This is a genomic window from Streptomyces sp. NPDC041129, assembly GCF_055592265.1.
The window spans coordinates 667,072-683,632 of sequence record NZ_JBVIYV010000001.1 but is presented as its reverse complement, the minus strand read 5'-3'; the positions used below and the strand labels follow the sequence as shown (position 1 = coordinate 683,632).

Here is a 16,561-nt window from a genome sequence, read left to right as displayed (position 1 = left end):
GTCAGCCCAGGTTGGTGGCCAGGGCCTCGGTGATCCTGCGGTCGGCCCGGCGGGCCTCGCTCGCCGGGTCGGCCCCGTCCAGCACCCGGGTCATGTACCCCTTGATCGGGTTGTCGGCCTCCACCGAGGCCCACTGAGGGGTGTTGGGGGTCGCCCGGCCGTGCGCGGCGCCCGCCGCCATGGCGGCGACCCCCTCCTCGCCGGCCACCGCGTCCGCCAGGGTGGTCTTGTTGGGCACGTAGTTCATGGTGCGGGCGAGTTCGGTGTCCCACTTGGCTCCGGTGAGCGCCCCGACGACGGCGGTGGCGGCGAACTGGTCGCCGGTGTTGCGCGGTACGACGAGGTCGGAGCCGCCGGTGAAGACGACGCCGGGCCGGGCGGCCGTCCTGCCGGGCACCGGGAAGAAGCCGAGCTTGCCCTTGAGGCCGGGATTCTCCCGCACGATCGACTGGGCGAGTCCCGGCACCCCGATGATCTGGGCGACCTTGCCGCCCGCGAACACCCCGGCCTGGGGCGGGTGTTCCTCGTCGGAGTCCACGGGCCCCTCACCGAGCGCCTGGAGCCGGCGGTAGAAGTCCATGCCGCGCAGCGCCGCGGGGGTGTCCAGGGTGCCCCGCCACTCGTAGTCCTTCTTCTCCGCGAGTTCACCGCCCTCGTCCCAGATGAATCCCGAGAGGGTGTACCAGTCCTGCCCGGCCAGGTAGATGCCCTGGTTTCCGGCCGAGTCGAGCTTCCGGGTGTCGGCGAGCCATTCGTCGCGGGTCTTCGGCGGGGCGGTGATGCCGGCCTGTTCGAAGAGGTCCTTGCGGTAGATGACCACCCGGTTGGCCGCGTACCAGGGCACGCCGTACTGGTTGTTGCCGTCCTTGCCGGGTTCGGCGAGGCCGGGCAGCCAGTGCTCCTTGCCCCAGTCGCGCATCGACTCCAGGGTCAGATCGGTCAGCCGGCCGTCCTCCACGTAGAGCGGGACCTGGGTGTTGCCCACCTCGATGACATCGGGGCCGTCCTCCGCGTCGTCCTTGAGCGCCTTTCGGACCTTCTCCACGATGCCGGTCCACTCCTGGATGCGGATGTCGAGCCGCAGGTCGTCGTGGGTGCGTTCGAAGTCCGCGGTGAAGCGCCGCAGGAAGTCCTGCGAGGCGCTGTCCTTCATCAGCCACACGGTGACGGTCTGCCGGTGGTGACCGGGCAGGACACCGCAGGCGCTGACGAGGGAGCCGGTGACGCAGAGGAGGGCGAGCAGACGACGTCTCACGAGGGGTCCTGTTCTGTCTGGCCTGGCGGTTGCGGACAGGGCGAGGGGCCCGACGTGGGGGGACGAACACACGCGTTCGCACGGGTGTGCTGGATTTTGGTATGGACCAATGCGTAGGTCAAGCGCTACCGGGCGTACGGAGGCGACGCCTCGCGCGCCGGGCGGGGATACGGCACGGTGGAGTACGGCGTGACACCCCGGTCGCGCCGGACGTGAGGCACGCCGCCGCGCGGCTCCTCACGGCGGAGAGGAGCCCCCCGCATGTCGAACCACACCTACCGGGTCACCGAGATCGTCGGCACCTCGCACGAGGGCCTCGACCAGGCCATCCGCAACGCCATCGCGCGCGCCGACCAGACGCTGCGCAACCTCGACTGGTTCGAGGTGACCCAGGTACGCGGCCAGATCGAGAACGGGCGGATCGAGCACTACCAGGTGGGCCTGAAGGTGGGCTTCCGCATCGAGGACGGCGCCGAGTAGCCGCCGGGACCCCCGGACACCCCTCGCGGTCCCTCAGGTACGCCCCTCGCGCTCCTGGGCGTCCTCCAGCGCCGCGGACCGGTCGGCCCAGCGGGCCCGCACCACGGTGAAACCGGCGCGCTCCGCGTCGTCGCACACCAGCTCGTCGTCGTCGACGAGGACCCGGACCCGCCGGTCCCGGGCGAGCCGGCGCAGGATCTCCAGCTTGGTGAACCGGGCGGGCCTGCGGTCGGCGTTGCTCCGCATGTGCACGCGGCCCTCGGGCAGTCCGTGGGCCGCGAGCCAGTCAAGGGTGTCGCGCCGGCACCGCTCGGGCCGCCCGGTGAGGTACACGATCTCGCACTCGCGGGCCGTCTCGAGCGCGAGCTTCACGCCCTCGGCGAGCGGCGGGTCCGCGGGCGCGGCGGCGAAGAAGGCGTTCCAGTCGCGCGGGCGGCTCTCCAGGAAGTGCTGGCGGTGGGCGGTGCCGGCCAGGGTGTTGTCGAGGTCGAACACGGCGACCGGGCGCGCGCTGCTGTCTGTCACCCGGTCACCCTAGGCCCTCTCGTTCGGATCCTGCCGGGCTCGCGGGACCTGGCACGGCGCCCTGATCCGGCTGATCCGGCCTGACCCGAACGAGAGGACCTACCCACCCCGGTGTCAACTGCCGTGGACCGAGGGCCGCATGCTTCTCCCATGCCTTCCGTACCCCGCAACTTCGCCCGTCCCTGCACCGTCGTCGTCTGCCGGGGCTGCTGCTGCGGCGATCCGGCGAAGCAGCCCGGCACCGATCCGGACGGTCAGCTCGACCGGTTGCGGGCGGCGGCCGCCGAGGGCGGCTTCGAAGTGCGCACGAGCGACTGCCTCGGGCCGTGCGACCAGGCGAACGTCCTGGTCGTGCGGCCGTCGGCGGAGGGCCGGCGCGCCGGTGGCAGGCCGGTGTGGATCGGCTTCGCCCTGGACGACGACTGCACCGCCGAGATCGCCGACTGGGCGCGGGCGGGTGGCCCGGGTACTGCCGAGCCCCCGCTCGCGCTGGAGTTGCAGATGATCCGTGCCCCACGCGGTGCGCGGACCCGGTCGGGGCGGTGAGAGCCGGACCGGGAATCCTGGCGCCCCGGCGGTGTTGAACCCTGCGTGAGTGCAGTGATCGCCCGGACCAGGTTCTCCGTCCTCGACCGCTCCCGTACCCGCGCGGGACGCCCGCCCGCCGAGGCGCTGCGGGACACCGTCGCGCTGGCACGGGAGGCGGAGGCGCTCGGCTACCACCGTTTCTGGGTGTCGGAGCACCATGGCGTGCCCGGGGTCGCGGGCTCCGCGCCGACCGTGCTCGCCGCCGCCGTGGCCGCTGCGACGCGCACGGTCCGGGTAGGCACCGGCGGGGTGATGCTGCCCAATCACCAGCCCCTCGTCGTCGCCGAGCAGTTCGGCGTGCTGGAGGCGCTGTTCCCGGGCCGGATCGACATGGGGCTCGGCCGTTCCGTCGGCTTCACGGACGGGGTCCGCCGGGCGCTCGGCCGGGACAAGGAGGCCGCCGGGGACTTCTCGGCCCAGCTCGGCGAACTGCTCGGCTGGTTCGCCGGGACCTCCCCCACCGGGGTGCGCGCCCGCCCGGCCGAGGGCCTGAGGGTCCCGCCGTTCGTGCTGGCCATGGGCGAAGGGGCGCGGATCGCGGCCCGGGCGGGGCTGCCGATGGTCATCGGGGACCTGCGGCGACGCGAGCGGATGATGCGCGGCATCGACGAGTACCGCTCGCTGTTCCGCCCCTCGCCCTGGGCGTCCGAGCCCTACGTCGTGATCTCCGGGACCGTGGCGGTCGCCGGGACCGCCGAGGAGGCGCGGCGGCTGCTGGTCCCGGAGGCCTGGGCCACGGCGTACTCGCGGACCCACGGCACCTTCCCGCCGCTGGCCCCGGCCGAGGAGATCGAGGGGCGGGCGATGACCGGGAAGGAACGGGACCTCTACGAGTCCGCGCTCGCCGGTCACCTGGCCGGCACCGCCGGCCAGGTCGCCGACGAGCTGGAGACGGTGCTGAAGGAGACGGGCGCCGCCGAGGTCCTCGTCACCACCAGCACGTACGACCGTGGCGCGCTGCTGGACTCCTACCGGCGCCTCGCCGCCCTGTTCGCCCCCGGCCGCTGAGGGCTCAGTCCCCCGCTTCGGCCGGCCGCTCCGCGCGGATCACCACCGATCCGTCGGCCGCGTCCACCACCGCCCGGTCGCCCGCGGTCAGCCCGCCGGAGAGCAGCAGGTCGGCCAGACGGTCGTCCACCTCGCGCTGGATGGTGCGGCGCAGCGGGCGGGCGCCGAAGTCCGGCTGGTACCCGAGGTTCGCCAGCAGTTCCGCGGCCGCGTCGGTGACCTCCATGGTGACGTCCTGGGCGTGCAGCCGGCGCCGGGTGTGCTCCAGCAGCAGGTCCACGACCTGGCGCAGCTCGGTGCGCTCCAGGCCCCGGAAGACGATGATCTCGTCGATGCGGTTCAGGAACTCGGGCCGGAAGTGCTGCTGGAGCACCGGCATGACCGCCTCGCGCACCTTGGCGTAGTCCTCGGTGCCGGCGGCCAGGATGCGGTCGGCACCGATGTTGGACGTCATGATGACCACGGTGTTCTTGAAGTCGACGGTGCGGCCCTGGGAGTCGGTGAGCCTGCCGTCGTCCAGGAGCTGCAGCAGGGTGTTGAAGACGTCGGGGTGCGCCTTCTCCACCTCGTCCAGCAGCAGCACGGCGTAGGGCTGCCTGCGCACGGCCTCGGTGAGCTGGCCGGCCTCCTCGTGGCCGACGTACCCGGGCGGGGCGCCGACCAGCCGGGAGACCGTGTGCCGCTCCTGGAACTCGCTCATGTCGAGGCGGATCATGCGGCCCTCGTCGCCGAACAGGGCTGCGGCGAGGGCGCGGGCCAGCTCGGTCTTGCCGACACCGGTCGGGCCGAGGAAGAGGAAGCTGCCGACGGGCCGGTCGGGGTCGCTCATGCCGGCCCGGGCCCGCCGTACCGCGCGGGCGACCGCGGTGATCGCCTCGTCCTGGCCTACGACCCGCTCGTGCAGGTGCTCCTCCAGCTTCATCAGCCGCTCCCGCTCCTCCTCGGTGAGCTGGGCGACCGGGATGCCGGTGGTGCGTGAGACGACCTGGGCGATGTCCTCCGCGGTGACCTTCGGGGCCTGCCCCTCCGCCTTGTTCGCGTCGGCCAGCTCGGCCTCGGTCTCCTTGATCCGGTCACGCAGGTCCTTGGCCCGCTCGTACTCCTCGTCGGCGACCGCCTGGTCCTTCTCCCGGTTCAGGGCCGCGAGCCGGTCCTCGGCCTCCCGGGTGTCCGCGAGCGGGGTCCTGGCGCGCAGCCGGACCCGGGCGGCGGCCTGGTCCATCAGGTCGATGGCCTTGTCGGGCAGGAAGCGGGAGGTGATGTACCGGTCGGACAGCTCGGCCGCGGCGACGACCGCCTCGTCGGTGATGCGCACCTGGTGGTGGGCCTCGTAGCGGTCGCGCAGTCCGCGCAGGATCTCGATGGTGTCGTCGACTCCGGGCTCGCCGACGAGGATCGGCGCGAAGCGGCGTTCCAGCGCGGCGTCCTTCTCGATGTGCCTGCGGTACTCGTCCACGGTGGTCGCGCCGATCAGGTGCAACTCCCCGCGCGCCAGGGCCGGTTTCAGCATGTTACCGGCGTCCATGGCACCCTCGCCCCCGCCGCCCGCTCCGACGACGGTGTGCAACTCGTCCAGGAACAGCACCAGTTCGTCGCTGTGCCGGCTGACCTCGTCGAGGAGCTTCTTCAGCCGTTCCTCGAACTCGCCCCGGTACTTGGTGCCGGCCACCATGCCGGCCAGGTCCAGCGAGACCAGCCGCTTGCCGGCGAGGGTCTTCGGCACGTCACCGGCGACGATGCGCTGCGCGATGCCCTCGACCACCGCGGTCTTGCCCACGCCGGGGTCGCCGATCAGGACGGGGTTGTTCTTGCTGCGCCGGGAGAGCACCTCGATGGTCTGCTCGACCTCCTCGTCCCGTCCGATCACCGGGTCGAGGCGGCCGTCGCGGGCATCCTCGGTGAGGTCCCGGCCGTATTCGTCGACGGTGGGCGTGCTGCTCGGCTCCTTGCGCTCGGCCGTGCTCTCGGCGGGCACCCGGGCCGGCTCCCAGCCGCCCTCGCCGAGGGCCTGTCCGGCCGCCGACTCCGGGTTGGCGGCGAGGGCGCGCAGCAGGTGCTCGGGGCCGATGTAGGAGGCGCCCTCGGCCCGCGAGATGCGGTAGGCGTCGAGCAGGGCGCGTTTGGCGGCCGGGGTCAGCGTGGCGGGCTCGCTCTTCGCGCCCGCGGCGGGGGCGGCGAGCCGTTCGCGGATGCGGTCGGGGTCGGCGCCGGCGGCGGTGAGCAGCCGCCGGGTGGAGTCGTGTTCGGTGGCGGCGGCGAGCAGATGGCGGGCGTCGAGTTCGTCGCTGCCCTCGGCGGCGGCGATGTCCCTGGCTCCTCCCACCAGCTCCCGCGCCCGCTCGGACAGCAGGCTGCCGATGTCGACGCGCTGGGGCCGGCGGGTGGAGGCGGCCGGGCCGCCGGTCCCGCCGAAGAAGCGGGACATCAGCTCGTCGAACTCCTCGAACGGACTGCGTCCGAATCCGAAACCGGGGGTGTTCATGGGCGGCCCTTTCCGCGATGGGCAGACATATTCCCCCAAAATCGCATATATGCTGCAAGTACGCACGGCGCGAAGACGTCCCGAGATGCGTTACCGGGCGGGGCCGGTAAGGCTTGGGGAGGAAGCCTCGACGACAAGGAGCGCTGACATGTCCTTCATGGACAAGATCAAAGGGATGCTCAAGGGCCACGAGGACATGGCCAACAAGGGCGTCGACAAGGGCGGCGACTACATCGACCAGCGGACCGGGAACAAGTACCAGTCCCAGGTCGACACCGGCCAGGACAAGCTGCGGGACGAGTTCGGCAAGCCGCAGGACCGGCCCCCGCAGACCTGACGAGCGGGGCGGACTACCATCGCCCCGATGCACAGCCCCCATGATCCCCGCGTCCGCGTCCGCGGTGCCCGCGAGCACAACCTCAAGGGTGTCGACGTGGACATCCCACGGGATGTGCTGGCCGTGTTCACCGGCGTGTCCGGCTCGGGCAAGTCGTCCCTGGCGTTCGGCACCGTCTATGCCGAGGCGCAGCGGCGCTACTTCGAGTCGGTCGCGCCGTACGCACGGCGGCTGATCCACCAGATCGGGGCACCCCGGGTCGCCGAGATCACGGGGCTGCCGCCGGCGGTCTCGCTCCAGCAGCGCCGCTCGGCCCCGTCCTCGCGCTCCTCCGTGGGCACGGTCACCAACCTCTCCAACTCCCTGCGCATGCTCTTCTCGCGCGCCGGGGAGTACCCGCCCGGCGCCGAGCGGCTCGACTCCGACGCCTTCTCACCCAACACGGCGGCGGGCGCCTGCCCGGAGTGCCACGGCCTCGGCCAGGTACACCGCACCACCGAGGAGCTGCTGGTCCCCGACCCCTCGCTGTCCGTCCGCGAGGGCGCGATCGCCGCCTGGCCGGGCGCCTGGCAGGGCAAGAACCTGCGCGACATCCTCGACGCCCTCGGGTACGACGTCGACCGGCCCTGGCGTGAGCTGCCCGCCGGGGAGCGGGAGTGGATCCTCTTCACCGACGAGCAGCCGGTCGTCACCGTCCACCCGGTGCGGGACGCCGACCGGATCCAGCGGCCGTACCAGGGCACGTACACCAGTGCCCGCCGATACGTCATGAAGACGTTCTCCGACACCAGGTCCGCGACCCTGCGGGCCAAGGCGGAGCGGTTCCTGACCAGCGCCCCCTGCCCGGCGTGCGGGGGCAGCCGACTGCGGCCCGAGGCGCTGGCGGTGACCTTCGGGGGCCGGACCATCGCCGAACTGGCGGCGCTGCCGCTGACCGACCTGGCCGGGCTGCCGCACGACGGCACCGAGACCGCCCGCGTGCTCACCGAGGACCTGAACTCACGGATCGCGCCGGTCGTCGAGCTGGGTCTCGGCTACCTCAGCCTGGACCGGGCCACGCCCACCCTCTCCGCGGGCGAGTTGCAGCGGCTCCGGCTGGCCACCCAGCTCCGGTCCGGGCTGTTCGGGGTGGTCTACGTGCTGGACGAGCCCTCGGCGGGCCTGCACCCGGCGGACACCGAGGCGCTGATCACGGTGCTGGAGCGGCTCAAGGCGGCCGGGAACTCGGTGTTCGTGGTGGAGCACCACCTGGAGGTGGTACGGGGCGCCGACTGGCTGGTGGACGTGGGCCCCGGCGCGGGCGAGCACGGCGGGCGGGTGCTGTACAGCGGCCCGGTGGCGGGCCTCGCCCCGGTGGCCGACTCCGCGACGGCCCGCTACCTGTTCGCCGGGCCACCCGGTCCGGCGCGTGCGGTCCGCGAGCCGCGCGGCTGGCTGACGCTGGGCCCCGTGACCCGGCACAACCTGCGCGGCGTGACGGCCGCCTTCCCGCTCGGCGCGTTCACCGCCGTCACCGGTGTCTCCGGTTCGGGGAAGTCGACGCTCGTCGGCGAGTTCACGGAGGAGCCGGACGCGGTCGGCAGGCTCGTCCGGGTGGACCAGAAGCCGATCGGGCGAACTCCGCGCTCCAACCTGGCCACGTACACGGGCCTGTTCGACGTCGTGCGGAAGGTGTTCGCCGCCACCGACGAGGCACGGGCCCGCGGGTACGGGGTGGGCCGGTTCTCGTTCAACGTGGCCGGAGGCCGCTGCGAGACCTGCCAGGGCGAGGGGTTCGTCAGTGTCGAGCTGCTGTTCCTGCCGAGCACGTACGCGCCCTGCCCGGACTGCGCGGGCGCCCGCTACAACCCCGAGACACTGCAAGTGGCCTACCGAGGGCGGAACATCGCCGAGGTGCTGGACCTGACGGTGGAGGGCGCCGCGGAGTTCTTCGCGGACACCCCGGCCGCCGCCCGCAGTCTCGGCACGCTGCTCGACGTGGGCCTCGGCTATGTGCGCCTGGGGCAGCCGGCCACGGAGCTGTCCGGCGGGGAGGCCCAGCGGATCAAGCTGGCGAGCGAGCTGCAGCGCGGCCGTCGCGCCCACACCCTGTACCTGCTGGACGAGCCGACGACCGGGCTGCACCCGGCGGATGTCGAGGTACTGATGGACCGGCTGCACGGCCTCGTCGACGCGGGTCACACGGTGGTGGTGGTGGAGCACGACATGACGGTCGTCGCGGGGGCCGACTGGGTGATCGACCTGGGGCCGGGCGGCGGCGACCGGGGTGGGCGCGTCGTGGCGGCCGGGACCCCGGCCGAGGTGGCCCGGACCGAGGGCAGCGCCACGGCGACCCATCTGGCCCGGGCGCTGAGCGGGGACGCCGGACGCTGAGCGGGGACGCCGGACGCTGAGCGGGGACGCCGGACGTCAGGTGCCGGACAGCCGGTGGCCGGCCGTCAGGTGCTGAGCAGCCGGTTGAAGAAGGAGCGGTAGCGGCGCAGTGCCCCGCGCAGTTCCTCGGTGTCCACCCGTTCGCCCTGGCTCCACTGTCCTTCCAGGCCCTTCTTGTGCTGGTCGAAGGTGGTGGCGAGGGTCCGCATGACGTCCGCGACGAGGGCGTCGGCGTCGTGCACGGCCTCCCGGGGGTCGTCCACGAACTTGCCCTGGATCCTCTGCCAGCGGTCGCGGAAGCCCTGCTCCTCGTCGTCGGTCAGCAGTTGCGGGGTCTCGTCGTCGGACGCACCTGGGGCGCGGGCGGGCTCGGAGGCCGCGCCGGCCCCCTGCGCCGCATCCGTGCCGCCGTCGGGCCCGGCCGTGGCGCCGGCCGCCTCGGACCGGTCCGTGGCCGGGGAACCGGTGCCGGGGCCCGCGGCCTCGGTCTCGCCACCCGGGGGCCGCGTACCGGTCTGCGCGGTGCCCTCACCCGGATACATGGGGGCTCGCGAGGTGGCCGCTCCCGCGTCCCCTTCGGTACGGGTCCCGGCCGGCTGGGCCAGGTCCCCGGTGGACAGGCCGCCCGTGGTGCGGCGCGTTTCCTCGTTGCTGGGCATGGTGCTCCTCCATGCGGGTCGTGCGGGGCGTCAGGTCCGGGCGTGGGCCCGGCCGCCGCCGTCGGAGAGCAATTCGTCGAACAGGGCGCGGTAGTGCACCATGGCACCCCGCAGTTGCTCGGTCGTCGCCCGGCGCTCCGTGCTGAGGGACTCCACCTCGTGCGCGGCGCGGTAGTGCTCCAGCGTGCGGCCGTGTTCCACCGAGAGGTCCCTCGTCTGCTGCTCGAAGTCCTCGGTCGGATAGCCCCGCTCACGCATCAGCGAGGTCACCAGGCGGTCCGCGTCGTGCACCGCGTCCTGCGGCCGGTCCACGAACTCCCGCTGGACGTCGTTCCACTCCCGCGAGTAGCGGTCGCGGGAGACGGGGGGCAGCGGCCTGATCTCCAGGGAGTCGTGACGCCGCTCGCGGTCCCTGAGCTCCCGTTCGGCGGTGCGCCGGCTGTCGGATCCCTCAACCGTGCGTTCGTATTCCGGGCCGAAGCGCTTGCGGAGGCGATTGCGCCGCATCCGGGAGACCGCCATGGCGATCAGCGCGATCAACGCGATCACCACGACGATCGGGATGATGATCGCCAGCAGCGTCCCCGTGGACATGGCCAGAAGCGTTCCCGTGTACATGGACACACGCTCCTCGGAGAGTAGTGATGTGCATGTTCCGGGTTCCCTTTCGCGGCGTATGTACCCATTCCGTCGGACACGTGGCCGCCCAGGGCTCGGCCGCCCGGGCGAGCGTCCGCCGGTCCTGGTGACGTCCGGCCGGGATGAGCGGGCGCACCTCCACCTCGGCCACCAGGCCACGCGCCGAGGCCACCCGCCACAGCGAGGCGAACAGGGTGTCCTCCCCGACGAACGCGGCCGCCGTGTCCGCGCCTCCCCCGGCGTCGCGATAGCCCAGGCGTACGGGCTGCACGGGCACCCGGGCGTCGAGCGCGGCCTGGAAGACCGCCCGGCGGAAGTGCCCCCGGGCGCGGCCGCACCAGGTGCTGCCCTCCGGGAACACCGCGACGGCGGCACCGGCCCGCAGTGCGGCGCCGATCCGGACGACGGTGTCCGGCAGGGCGCGCAGCCGGTCCCGCTCGATGAACAGGGCCCCGCCCAGCTCCGCCAGCCGGCCCGCCACGGGCCACCGCCGAATCTCGGACTTGGCGAGCATCCGGGCCGGACGCACGGCCGCGAGCAGCGGGATGTCCAGCCAGGAGATGTGGTTGGCGACCAGGAGGACGCCGCCCTCGGCGGGCGCGGAGCCGGTGAGCCGGATCCGGACGCCCGCGGCCCGTACGACCGCCCGGCACCAGCATCCGACCCAGCCGGCCGGGAGCCTGCCGCCCAGCGGGGACAGCGCGATCCCCACGAGGACCAGGACGGCGAGCGCGGCGAGTCGCAGTACGGCCCTGAGCGGAGCCACGGTGGGCCCGGCCGGTTCCAGGCAGGCGGCAGGGGTGCAGGGCGCGGTGGGCAGCCAGGCGCTCATCAGGCCGGCACGAGGGAGAGGAAGTGCCGCAGATAGCGCTGGTTGACCCGGCGCATCGACAGCAGGACGTACAGATCGGCGACCCCGAAGTCCGGGTCGTGGGCGGGCTCCCCGCACACCCAGGCGCCGAGCCGGAGGTAGCCGCGCAGCAGGGCGGGCAGTTCGCCGCGTCCGGCCGGCGCCGCGGCGGCCGGCACCCACGGCAGCAGCGGGCGTACCCGGTACTCCTCGGGCGCCAGGTGCCTGGCGCGCACCCGCTCCCAGGTGGCGGCGGCCTGGGCGCCGCCGTCGGCGAGCGGTACGGAGCAGCAGCCCGCCAGCCATTCGTGGCCCCGGTCCACCATGTAGCGGGCTATCCCGGCCCAGATCAGGCCGATGACCGTTCCGTCGCGGTGCTCGGGGTGCACACAGGAGCGGCCGACCTCCACCAGTCCGGACCGCAGTCCGTCGAGCGCGGTCAGGTCGAATTCGCCCTCGGAGTAGAGCCGTCCGGCGACCGCGGCCCGTTCCGGCGGCAGCAGCCGGTAGGTGCCGACGACCTGGCCGGTGACCGTGTCGTTGACGAGCAGGTGGTCGCAGTACGCGTCGAACGGGTCCACGTCGAGGCCCGGTTGCGGGGTGGTCAGCAGGGCGCCGAGCTCCCCGGCGAACACGTCGTGCCGCAGCCGCTGGGCGGCGCGGACGTCGTCCTCGTCGCGGGCGAGGGTGACGGTGTAGCGGGTGGGGGCGGCGGGCTGCGAAGGACGATCGAGCGTGGTGACGCCGGTCATGGCTCACTCCCTGGTCACGGGCCGGGGTTCGGCAGCAGGGCAGTCCGGCGTTCCGGGCTGCCGCTCCTGTTCTTCCGATGCCGGTTGGCGTGTGTGTGACCGGTGGCGGGAGCGCGGGTGTGAGGTTGTTGAACGGCGCGGGAGAGCGTCCGGCCGGGAAACGAGACGGGGCCGGGATGAGCACCATTCCCGGCCCCGCCCGTCCGCCCCTGTACGGCGAACGCCCGCTGGTCCGCGCTACCGCCCGGCCGCCTTTCGGGTGGCGCGCAGCCACTCCTTGTTCATACCGGTGATGGACATCAGCGGAATGCCCTTCGGGCAGGCCGTCGCGCACTCACCGGTCAGCGTGCAGCCGCCGAAGCCCTCGGCGTCCATCTGCGCCACCATGTCCAGCACCCGGGTCTCCCGCTCGGGCGCGCCCTGCGGCAGGACGTTCAGGTGGTTGACCTTGGCGGAGGTGAACAGCATCGCCGCACCGTTGGGGCACGCGGCCACGCAGGCCCCGCAGCCGATGCACTCCGCGTGCTCGAAGGCGAGGTCGGCGTCCGGCTTGGGCACCGGCGTGGCGTGGGCCTCCGGCGCCGAGCCCGTCGGTGCCGTGACGTAGCCGCCGGCCTGGATGATCCGGTCGAACGCGGACCGGTCGACGACCAGGTCCTTGATCACCGGGAAGGCCGAGGCCCGCCAGGGTTCGATGTCGATCACGTCGCCGTCCTCGAAGGACCGCATGTGGAGCTGGCAGGTGGTGGTGCGCTCCGGGCCGTGTGCGTCGCCGTTGATGACGAGCGAGCACGCGCCGCAGATGCCCTCGCGGCAGTCGTGGTCGAAGGCGACCGGGTCCTCGCCCTTGAGGATGAGCTCCTCGTTGAGGGTGTCGAGCATCTCCAGGAAGGACATGTCCCGGGAGATGCCGTCCACCTCGTACGTGGACATCGCGCCGTCGGCGTCGGCGTTCTTCTGCCGCCAGACGCGCAGGGTGAGCTTCATGCGTAGCTCCGCTGGGTGGGGTGGACGTACTCGAAGACCAGGTCTTCCTTGTGCAGGACGGGAGCGGCGCCGGTGCCGGTGAACTCCCAGGCGGCCGCGTAGCCGAACTCGTCGTCCCGGCGCGCCGCCTCGCCGTCGGGGGTCTGCGACTCCTCGCGGAAGTGACCGCCGCAGGACTCGGCGCGGTGCAGCGCGTCGAGGCACATCAGCTCGGCGAGCTCCAGGTAGTCGACGATCCGGTTGGCCTTCTCCAGCGACTGGTTGAACTCCTCGCCGGTGCCGGGCACCTTGATGCGCCGCCAGAACTCGTCGCGGATCTGCGGGATGCGTTCCAGGGCCTTGCGCAGCCCGGAGTCGGTGCGGGCCATGCCGCAGAACTCCCACATCAGTTCGCCGAGTTCGCGGTGGAAGGAGTCGGGGGTGCGGTCGCCGCCGACGGCGAGCAGCAGGTTGAGCCGGTCCTCCGTCTCGGCCAGCACCTCCTGGACCACCGGGTGTTCGCCGGTCACCGGGTCCTGGTGCGGGTTGCGCGCCAGGTAGTCGTTGATGGTGGCCGGGAGCACGAAGTAGCCGTCGGCCAGACCCTGCATCAGGGCCGAGGCGCCGAGCCGGTTGGCACCGTGGTCGGAGAAGTTGGCCTCGCCGACGGCGAACAGGCCGGGGACCGTGGTCTGCAGGTCGTAGTCGACCCACAGGCCGCCCATCGTGTAGTGCACGGCCGGGTAGATGCGCATCGGCACCTCGTACGGATCCTCGTCGGTGATCCGCTGGTACATGTCGAAGAGGTTGCCGTACTTCGCCTCGACCGCCGCCCGGCCCATGCGCCTGATGGCGTCCGCGAAGTCGAGGTACACGCCCTGTCCGCCGGGGCCGACGCCGCGGCCCTCGTCGCAGACGTTCTTCGCGGCGCGGGAGGCGATGTCGCGCGGGACCAGGTTGCCGAAGGACGGGTAGATGCGCTCCAGGTAGTAGTCGCGCTCGTCCTCGGGGATCCTGTTCGCCGGCCGGTCGTCGCCCTTGGCCTTCGGCACCCAGATCCGGCCGTCGTTGCGCAGCGACTCGCTCATCAGCGTCAGCTTCGACTGGTGGTCGCCGGTGCGCGGGATGCAGGTGGGGTGGATCTGGGTGAAGCAGGGGTTGGCGAAGTGGGCGCCGCGCCGGTGGGCCCGCCAGATCGCGGTGGCGTTGGAGTTCATGGCGTTCGTCGACAGGTAGAAGACGTTGCCGTAGCCGCCGCTCGCGAGGACGACGGCGTCCGCGAAGTACGTGGAGATCTTCCCGGTGATCAGGTCCCGGGCGACGATGCCCCGGGCCCGCCCGTCGACGACGATCAGGTCGAGCATCTCGGTGCGCGGGTGCATCTCCACGTTCCCGGCGGCGATCTGCCGGGACAGCGCCTGGTAGGCGCCCAGCAGCAGTTGCTGGCCGGTCTGGCCGCGGGCGTAGAAGGTCCGGGACACCTGCACGCCGCCGAACGAGCGGGTGTCCAGCAGGCCGCCGTACTCGCGGGCGAACGGCACGCCCTGGGCCACGCACTGGTCGATGATCTCGACGGAGACCTGGGCGAGGCGGTGCACGTTGGACTCACGGGCCCGGAAGTCGCCGCCCTTGACGGTGTCGTAGAACAGGCGGTGGACCGAGTCGCCGTCGTTGCGGTAGTTCTTCGCCGCGTTGATGCCGCCCTGCGCGGCGATGGAGTGGGCGCGGCGCGGAGAGTCCTGGTAGCAGAACTGGACGACCTGGTAGCCCTGTTCGGCGAGGGTGGCGCCCGCGGAGCCGCCGGCCAGACCGGTGCCCACGACGATGACCGTGTGCTTGCGCCGGTTGGCGGGGTTGACCAGCTTGGCCTCGAAGCGGCGCTTGTCCCAGCGCTCGTGGATCGGGCCGGCGGGCGCCTTGGTGTCGACGGCCGGCTCGCCGGTCGTGTAGTCGGTGTACGAGGTCATGATCAGCTCACCACTCCGGTCATCACGCCCACGGGTACGGCGATGAAGCCGGCCGTGAGCAGCAGCGCGAGGACGTTCGCGAGGGTCTTCAGGGCTCGGTCGCGGGAGCGGCTGCCGACGCCGAGGGTCTGGGCCGCGCTCCAGAAGCCGTGCCGGATGTGCAGGCCGAGCGCGAGCATCGCGACGATGTAGACGACGTCGCCGTACCAGGTGGAGAAGGTGTCCACGACGTTCTGGTACGGGTGCCCCTGCTGGAAGCCGCCGGAGTGCACGGTGCCGGTGGTCAGGTCCAGCAGGTGCCAGACGATGAACAGGCCGAGGATGATCCCGCCCCAGCGCATGGTGCGGGTGGCGTAACTGGCCCGCGGCCTGCTGTGCACGTACTTCGTGGGCCGCGCCCTGATGTCCCGGCGGCTGAGCTGGTAGGCGGAGGTGGCGTGCGCGACCACGGCGGCGACCAGGACGATCCGGACGAGCCAGAGCGTCCACTCGTAGTGCATGAAGGGTTCGCCGACGGTGCGCAGCCAGTGCGCGTAGTGGTTGAACTCGCCCGCCCCGAAGTAGATCTTCAGGTTCCCGATCATGTGCGCGACCAGGTAGAGCAGCATGATCAGGCCGCTGACGGCCATGACCGCCTTCTTGCCGACCGTGCTGTCCCACATCGTGCGCGCCATGGACGGCCGTCGGTCCGTCCGCGTTGCCAGAGCCATGTTCAGAGACGCTAGGGCCGAAGGGCCCGATCGGTCCAAGACATGGTCCGGCTTGATTCCATAGACAACAGCTATCGTGGAGACCATGCAGTTTCAGCAGCTCCAGTACTTCGTGGCCGTCGCCGAGACCCGGCACTTCACCCGGGCCGCCGAAGTGGTCCACGTCGCCCAGCCGTCGCTGTCCCAGCAGATCAAGGCACTGGAGCGGGAGCTGGGCGCGGACCTGTTCCTGCGCGCCCGGGGCAACATCACGCTGACCGACGCCGGGGAGGCGCTGCTGCCGCTGGCCCGGCGGATCCTCGCCGACGCGGACACGGCCCGGCACGAGGTGCAGGAGCTGGTGCAGCTGCGCCGGGGGCGGGTGCGGCTGGGCGCCACGCCGAGCCTGTGCACCGGACTGCTGCCGGACGTGCTGCGCGCCTTCCACGACCGCTACCCCGGGATTCAGCTGCTGATCGAGGAGGGCGGCTCGCACGACCTGGTACGCCAGCTCGCCCGTGGCGCCCTGGACCTCGCCCTGGTCGTGCTGCCGCTGCCCACGCCGTCGCCCGCCCTGACCACGGTGGAACTGCTGCGGGAGGACCTGGTGGTGGTGTCCTCGCCCGACGCGCGGGCGCCCGGCCGGGGCGGGCGGGTCGTCGACATCGCCGGTCTGGAGGGCGAGCGGCTGGTGATGTTCCGGCACGGGTACGACCTGCGGGAGCTGACCGTCGCGGCGTGCCGGTCCGCCGGGTTCGACCCGGACTTCGCCGTGGAGGGCGGCGAGATGGACGCGGTACTCGGATTCGTGCGGGCCGGGCTGGGGGTGGCCGTGGTGCCGCGGATGGTCGCCACCCGGGCCGGACGGGGGCTGCGGGTCACCCCGCTGGCCCGGCCGGGACTACACCGGACCATCGCGCTGGCCCACCGCAGCGACGTCGCCCCGCCCCGGGCCGCCCGGGAGCTCCAGCGGATGCTGCTGGAGCGGTGA

Annotated in this window: 16 protein-coding genes; 6 read left to right on the top strand and 10 right to left on the bottom strand. The window is 72.5% G+C overall.

Annotated elements, in window-relative coordinates:
• Nucleotide 1 precedes the first annotated feature (1 nt).
• Nucleotides 2–1,255: an extracellular solute-binding protein gene (locus tag ACZ6B1_RS02955; RefSeq protein ID WP_468774374.1), complete on the bottom strand. Its 1,254-nt coding sequence runs from the start codon at nucleotides 1,253–1,255 to the stop codon at nucleotides 2–4.
• Between the two features lie 261 nt (nucleotides 1,256–1,516).
• Between ACZ6B1_RS02955 and ACZ6B1_RS02950 the strand changes: the two genes are divergently transcribed.
• Nucleotides 1,517–1,735: a dodecin gene (locus tag ACZ6B1_RS02950; protein WP_468774372.1), complete on the top strand. Its 219-nt coding sequence runs from the start codon at nucleotides 1,517–1,519 to the stop codon at nucleotides 1,733–1,735.
• A gap of 33 nt (nucleotides 1,736–1,768) precedes the next feature.
• Here the strand turns inward: ACZ6B1_RS02950 and ACZ6B1_RS02945 are convergent, their stop codons facing one another.
• Complete coding sequence (locus ACZ6B1_RS02945) at nucleotides 1,769–2,260, bottom strand: phosphatase domain-containing protein (protein ID WP_468774370.1); 492 nt, start codon at nucleotides 2,258–2,260, stop codon at nucleotides 1,769–1,771.
• 150 nt (nucleotides 2,261–2,410) lie between these two features.
• Between ACZ6B1_RS02945 and ACZ6B1_RS02940 the strand changes: the two genes are divergently transcribed.
• Together ACZ6B1_RS02940 and ACZ6B1_RS02935 are read left to right on the top strand one after the other, a co-directional pair.
• Nucleotides 2,411–2,806, top strand: a complete 396-nt coding sequence (locus tag ACZ6B1_RS02940) for a (2Fe-2S) ferredoxin domain-containing protein (RefSeq protein WP_468774368.1) — start codon at nucleotides 2,411–2,413, stop codon at nucleotides 2,804–2,806.
• Between the two features lie 45 nt (nucleotides 2,807–2,851).
• On the top strand, nucleotides 2,852–3,856 hold the full coding sequence (locus tag ACZ6B1_RS02935; RefSeq protein WP_468774366.1) for an MsnO8 family LLM class oxidoreductase: 1,005 nt from the start codon (nucleotides 2,852–2,854) through the stop codon (nucleotides 3,854–3,856).
• Nucleotides 3,857–3,860: 4 nt separating this feature from the next.
• Here ACZ6B1_RS02935 and ACZ6B1_RS02930 read toward each other — a convergent pair whose 3' ends face one another.
• Nucleotides 3,861–6,338 (bottom strand): ATP-dependent Clp protease ATP-binding subunit, encoded by a 2,478-nt coding sequence (locus tag ACZ6B1_RS02930; protein WP_468774364.1) that lies wholly within the window; start codon nucleotides 6,336–6,338, stop codon nucleotides 3,861–3,863.
• 148 nt (nucleotides 6,339–6,486) lie between these two features.
• Between ACZ6B1_RS02930 and ACZ6B1_RS02925 the strand changes: the two genes are divergently transcribed.
• Entirely contained in the window at nucleotides 6,487–6,675 is a 189-nt protein-coding gene (locus ACZ6B1_RS02925; protein ID WP_351667911.1) for an antitoxin, read from the top strand.
• A 27-nt stretch (nucleotides 6,676–6,702) separates the two neighbouring features.
• Nucleotides 6,703–9,048, top strand: a complete 2,346-nt coding sequence (locus ACZ6B1_RS02920) for an ATP-binding cassette domain-containing protein (protein ID WP_468774361.1) — start codon at nucleotides 6,703–6,705, stop codon at nucleotides 9,046–9,048.
• Between the two features lie 65 nt (nucleotides 9,049–9,113).
• On the opposite strand, the gene ACZ6B1_RS02915 is transcribed toward ACZ6B1_RS02920, so the two are convergent.
• From ACZ6B1_RS02915 to ACZ6B1_RS02885, 7 genes are all read right to left on the bottom strand, one after another.
• Complete coding sequence (locus ACZ6B1_RS02915; protein WP_468774359.1) at nucleotides 9,114–9,707, bottom strand: hypothetical protein; 594 nt, start codon at nucleotides 9,705–9,707, stop codon at nucleotides 9,114–9,116.
• Between the two features lie 30 nt (nucleotides 9,708–9,737).
• Entirely contained in the window at nucleotides 9,738–10,214 is a 477-nt protein-coding gene (locus ACZ6B1_RS02910) for a hypothetical protein (protein WP_468774357.1), read from the bottom strand.
• Nucleotides 10,159–11,178 carry a lysophospholipid acyltransferase family protein gene (locus tag ACZ6B1_RS02905; protein WP_468774355.1) on the bottom strand — a complete coding sequence of 340 codons (1,020 nt, stop codon included), beginning with the start codon at nucleotides 11,176–11,178 and terminating at the stop codon, nucleotides 10,159–10,161. Before ACZ6B1_RS02905 ends, ACZ6B1_RS02910 begins: the two co-directional genes overlap by 56 nt.
• Nucleotides 11,178–11,948: a GNAT family N-acetyltransferase gene (locus ACZ6B1_RS02900; RefSeq protein ID WP_468774353.1), complete on the bottom strand. Its 771-nt coding sequence runs from the start codon at nucleotides 11,946–11,948 to the stop codon at nucleotides 11,178–11,180. Before ACZ6B1_RS02900 ends, ACZ6B1_RS02905 begins: the two co-directional genes overlap by 1 nt.
• 237 nt (nucleotides 11,949–12,185) lie before the next feature.
• Entirely contained in the window at nucleotides 12,186–12,935 is a 750-nt protein-coding gene (locus ACZ6B1_RS02895) for a succinate dehydrogenase/fumarate reductase iron-sulfur subunit (protein WP_468774351.1), read from the bottom strand.
• The gene (locus ACZ6B1_RS02890; protein WP_468774349.1) at nucleotides 12,932–14,881 is read right to left on the bottom strand and encodes a fumarate reductase/succinate dehydrogenase flavoprotein subunit; all 1,950 of its coding nucleotides are present in this window, start codon (nucleotides 14,879–14,881) and stop codon (nucleotides 12,932–12,934) included. The genes ACZ6B1_RS02895 and ACZ6B1_RS02890 overlap by 4 nt, the downstream gene beginning before the upstream one ends.
• Before the next feature lie 2 nt (nucleotides 14,882–14,883).
• Entirely contained in the window at nucleotides 14,884–15,555 is a 672-nt protein-coding gene (locus ACZ6B1_RS02885) for a succinate dehydrogenase (protein ID WP_468776003.1), read from the bottom strand.
• A 121-nt stretch (nucleotides 15,556–15,676) separates the two neighbouring features.
• On the opposite strand from ACZ6B1_RS02885, the gene ACZ6B1_RS02880 reads away from it, so the two are divergent.
• Nucleotides 15,677–16,561, top strand: a complete 885-nt coding sequence (locus tag ACZ6B1_RS02880; protein ID WP_468774347.1) for a LysR family transcriptional regulator — start codon at nucleotides 15,677–15,679, stop codon at nucleotides 16,559–16,561.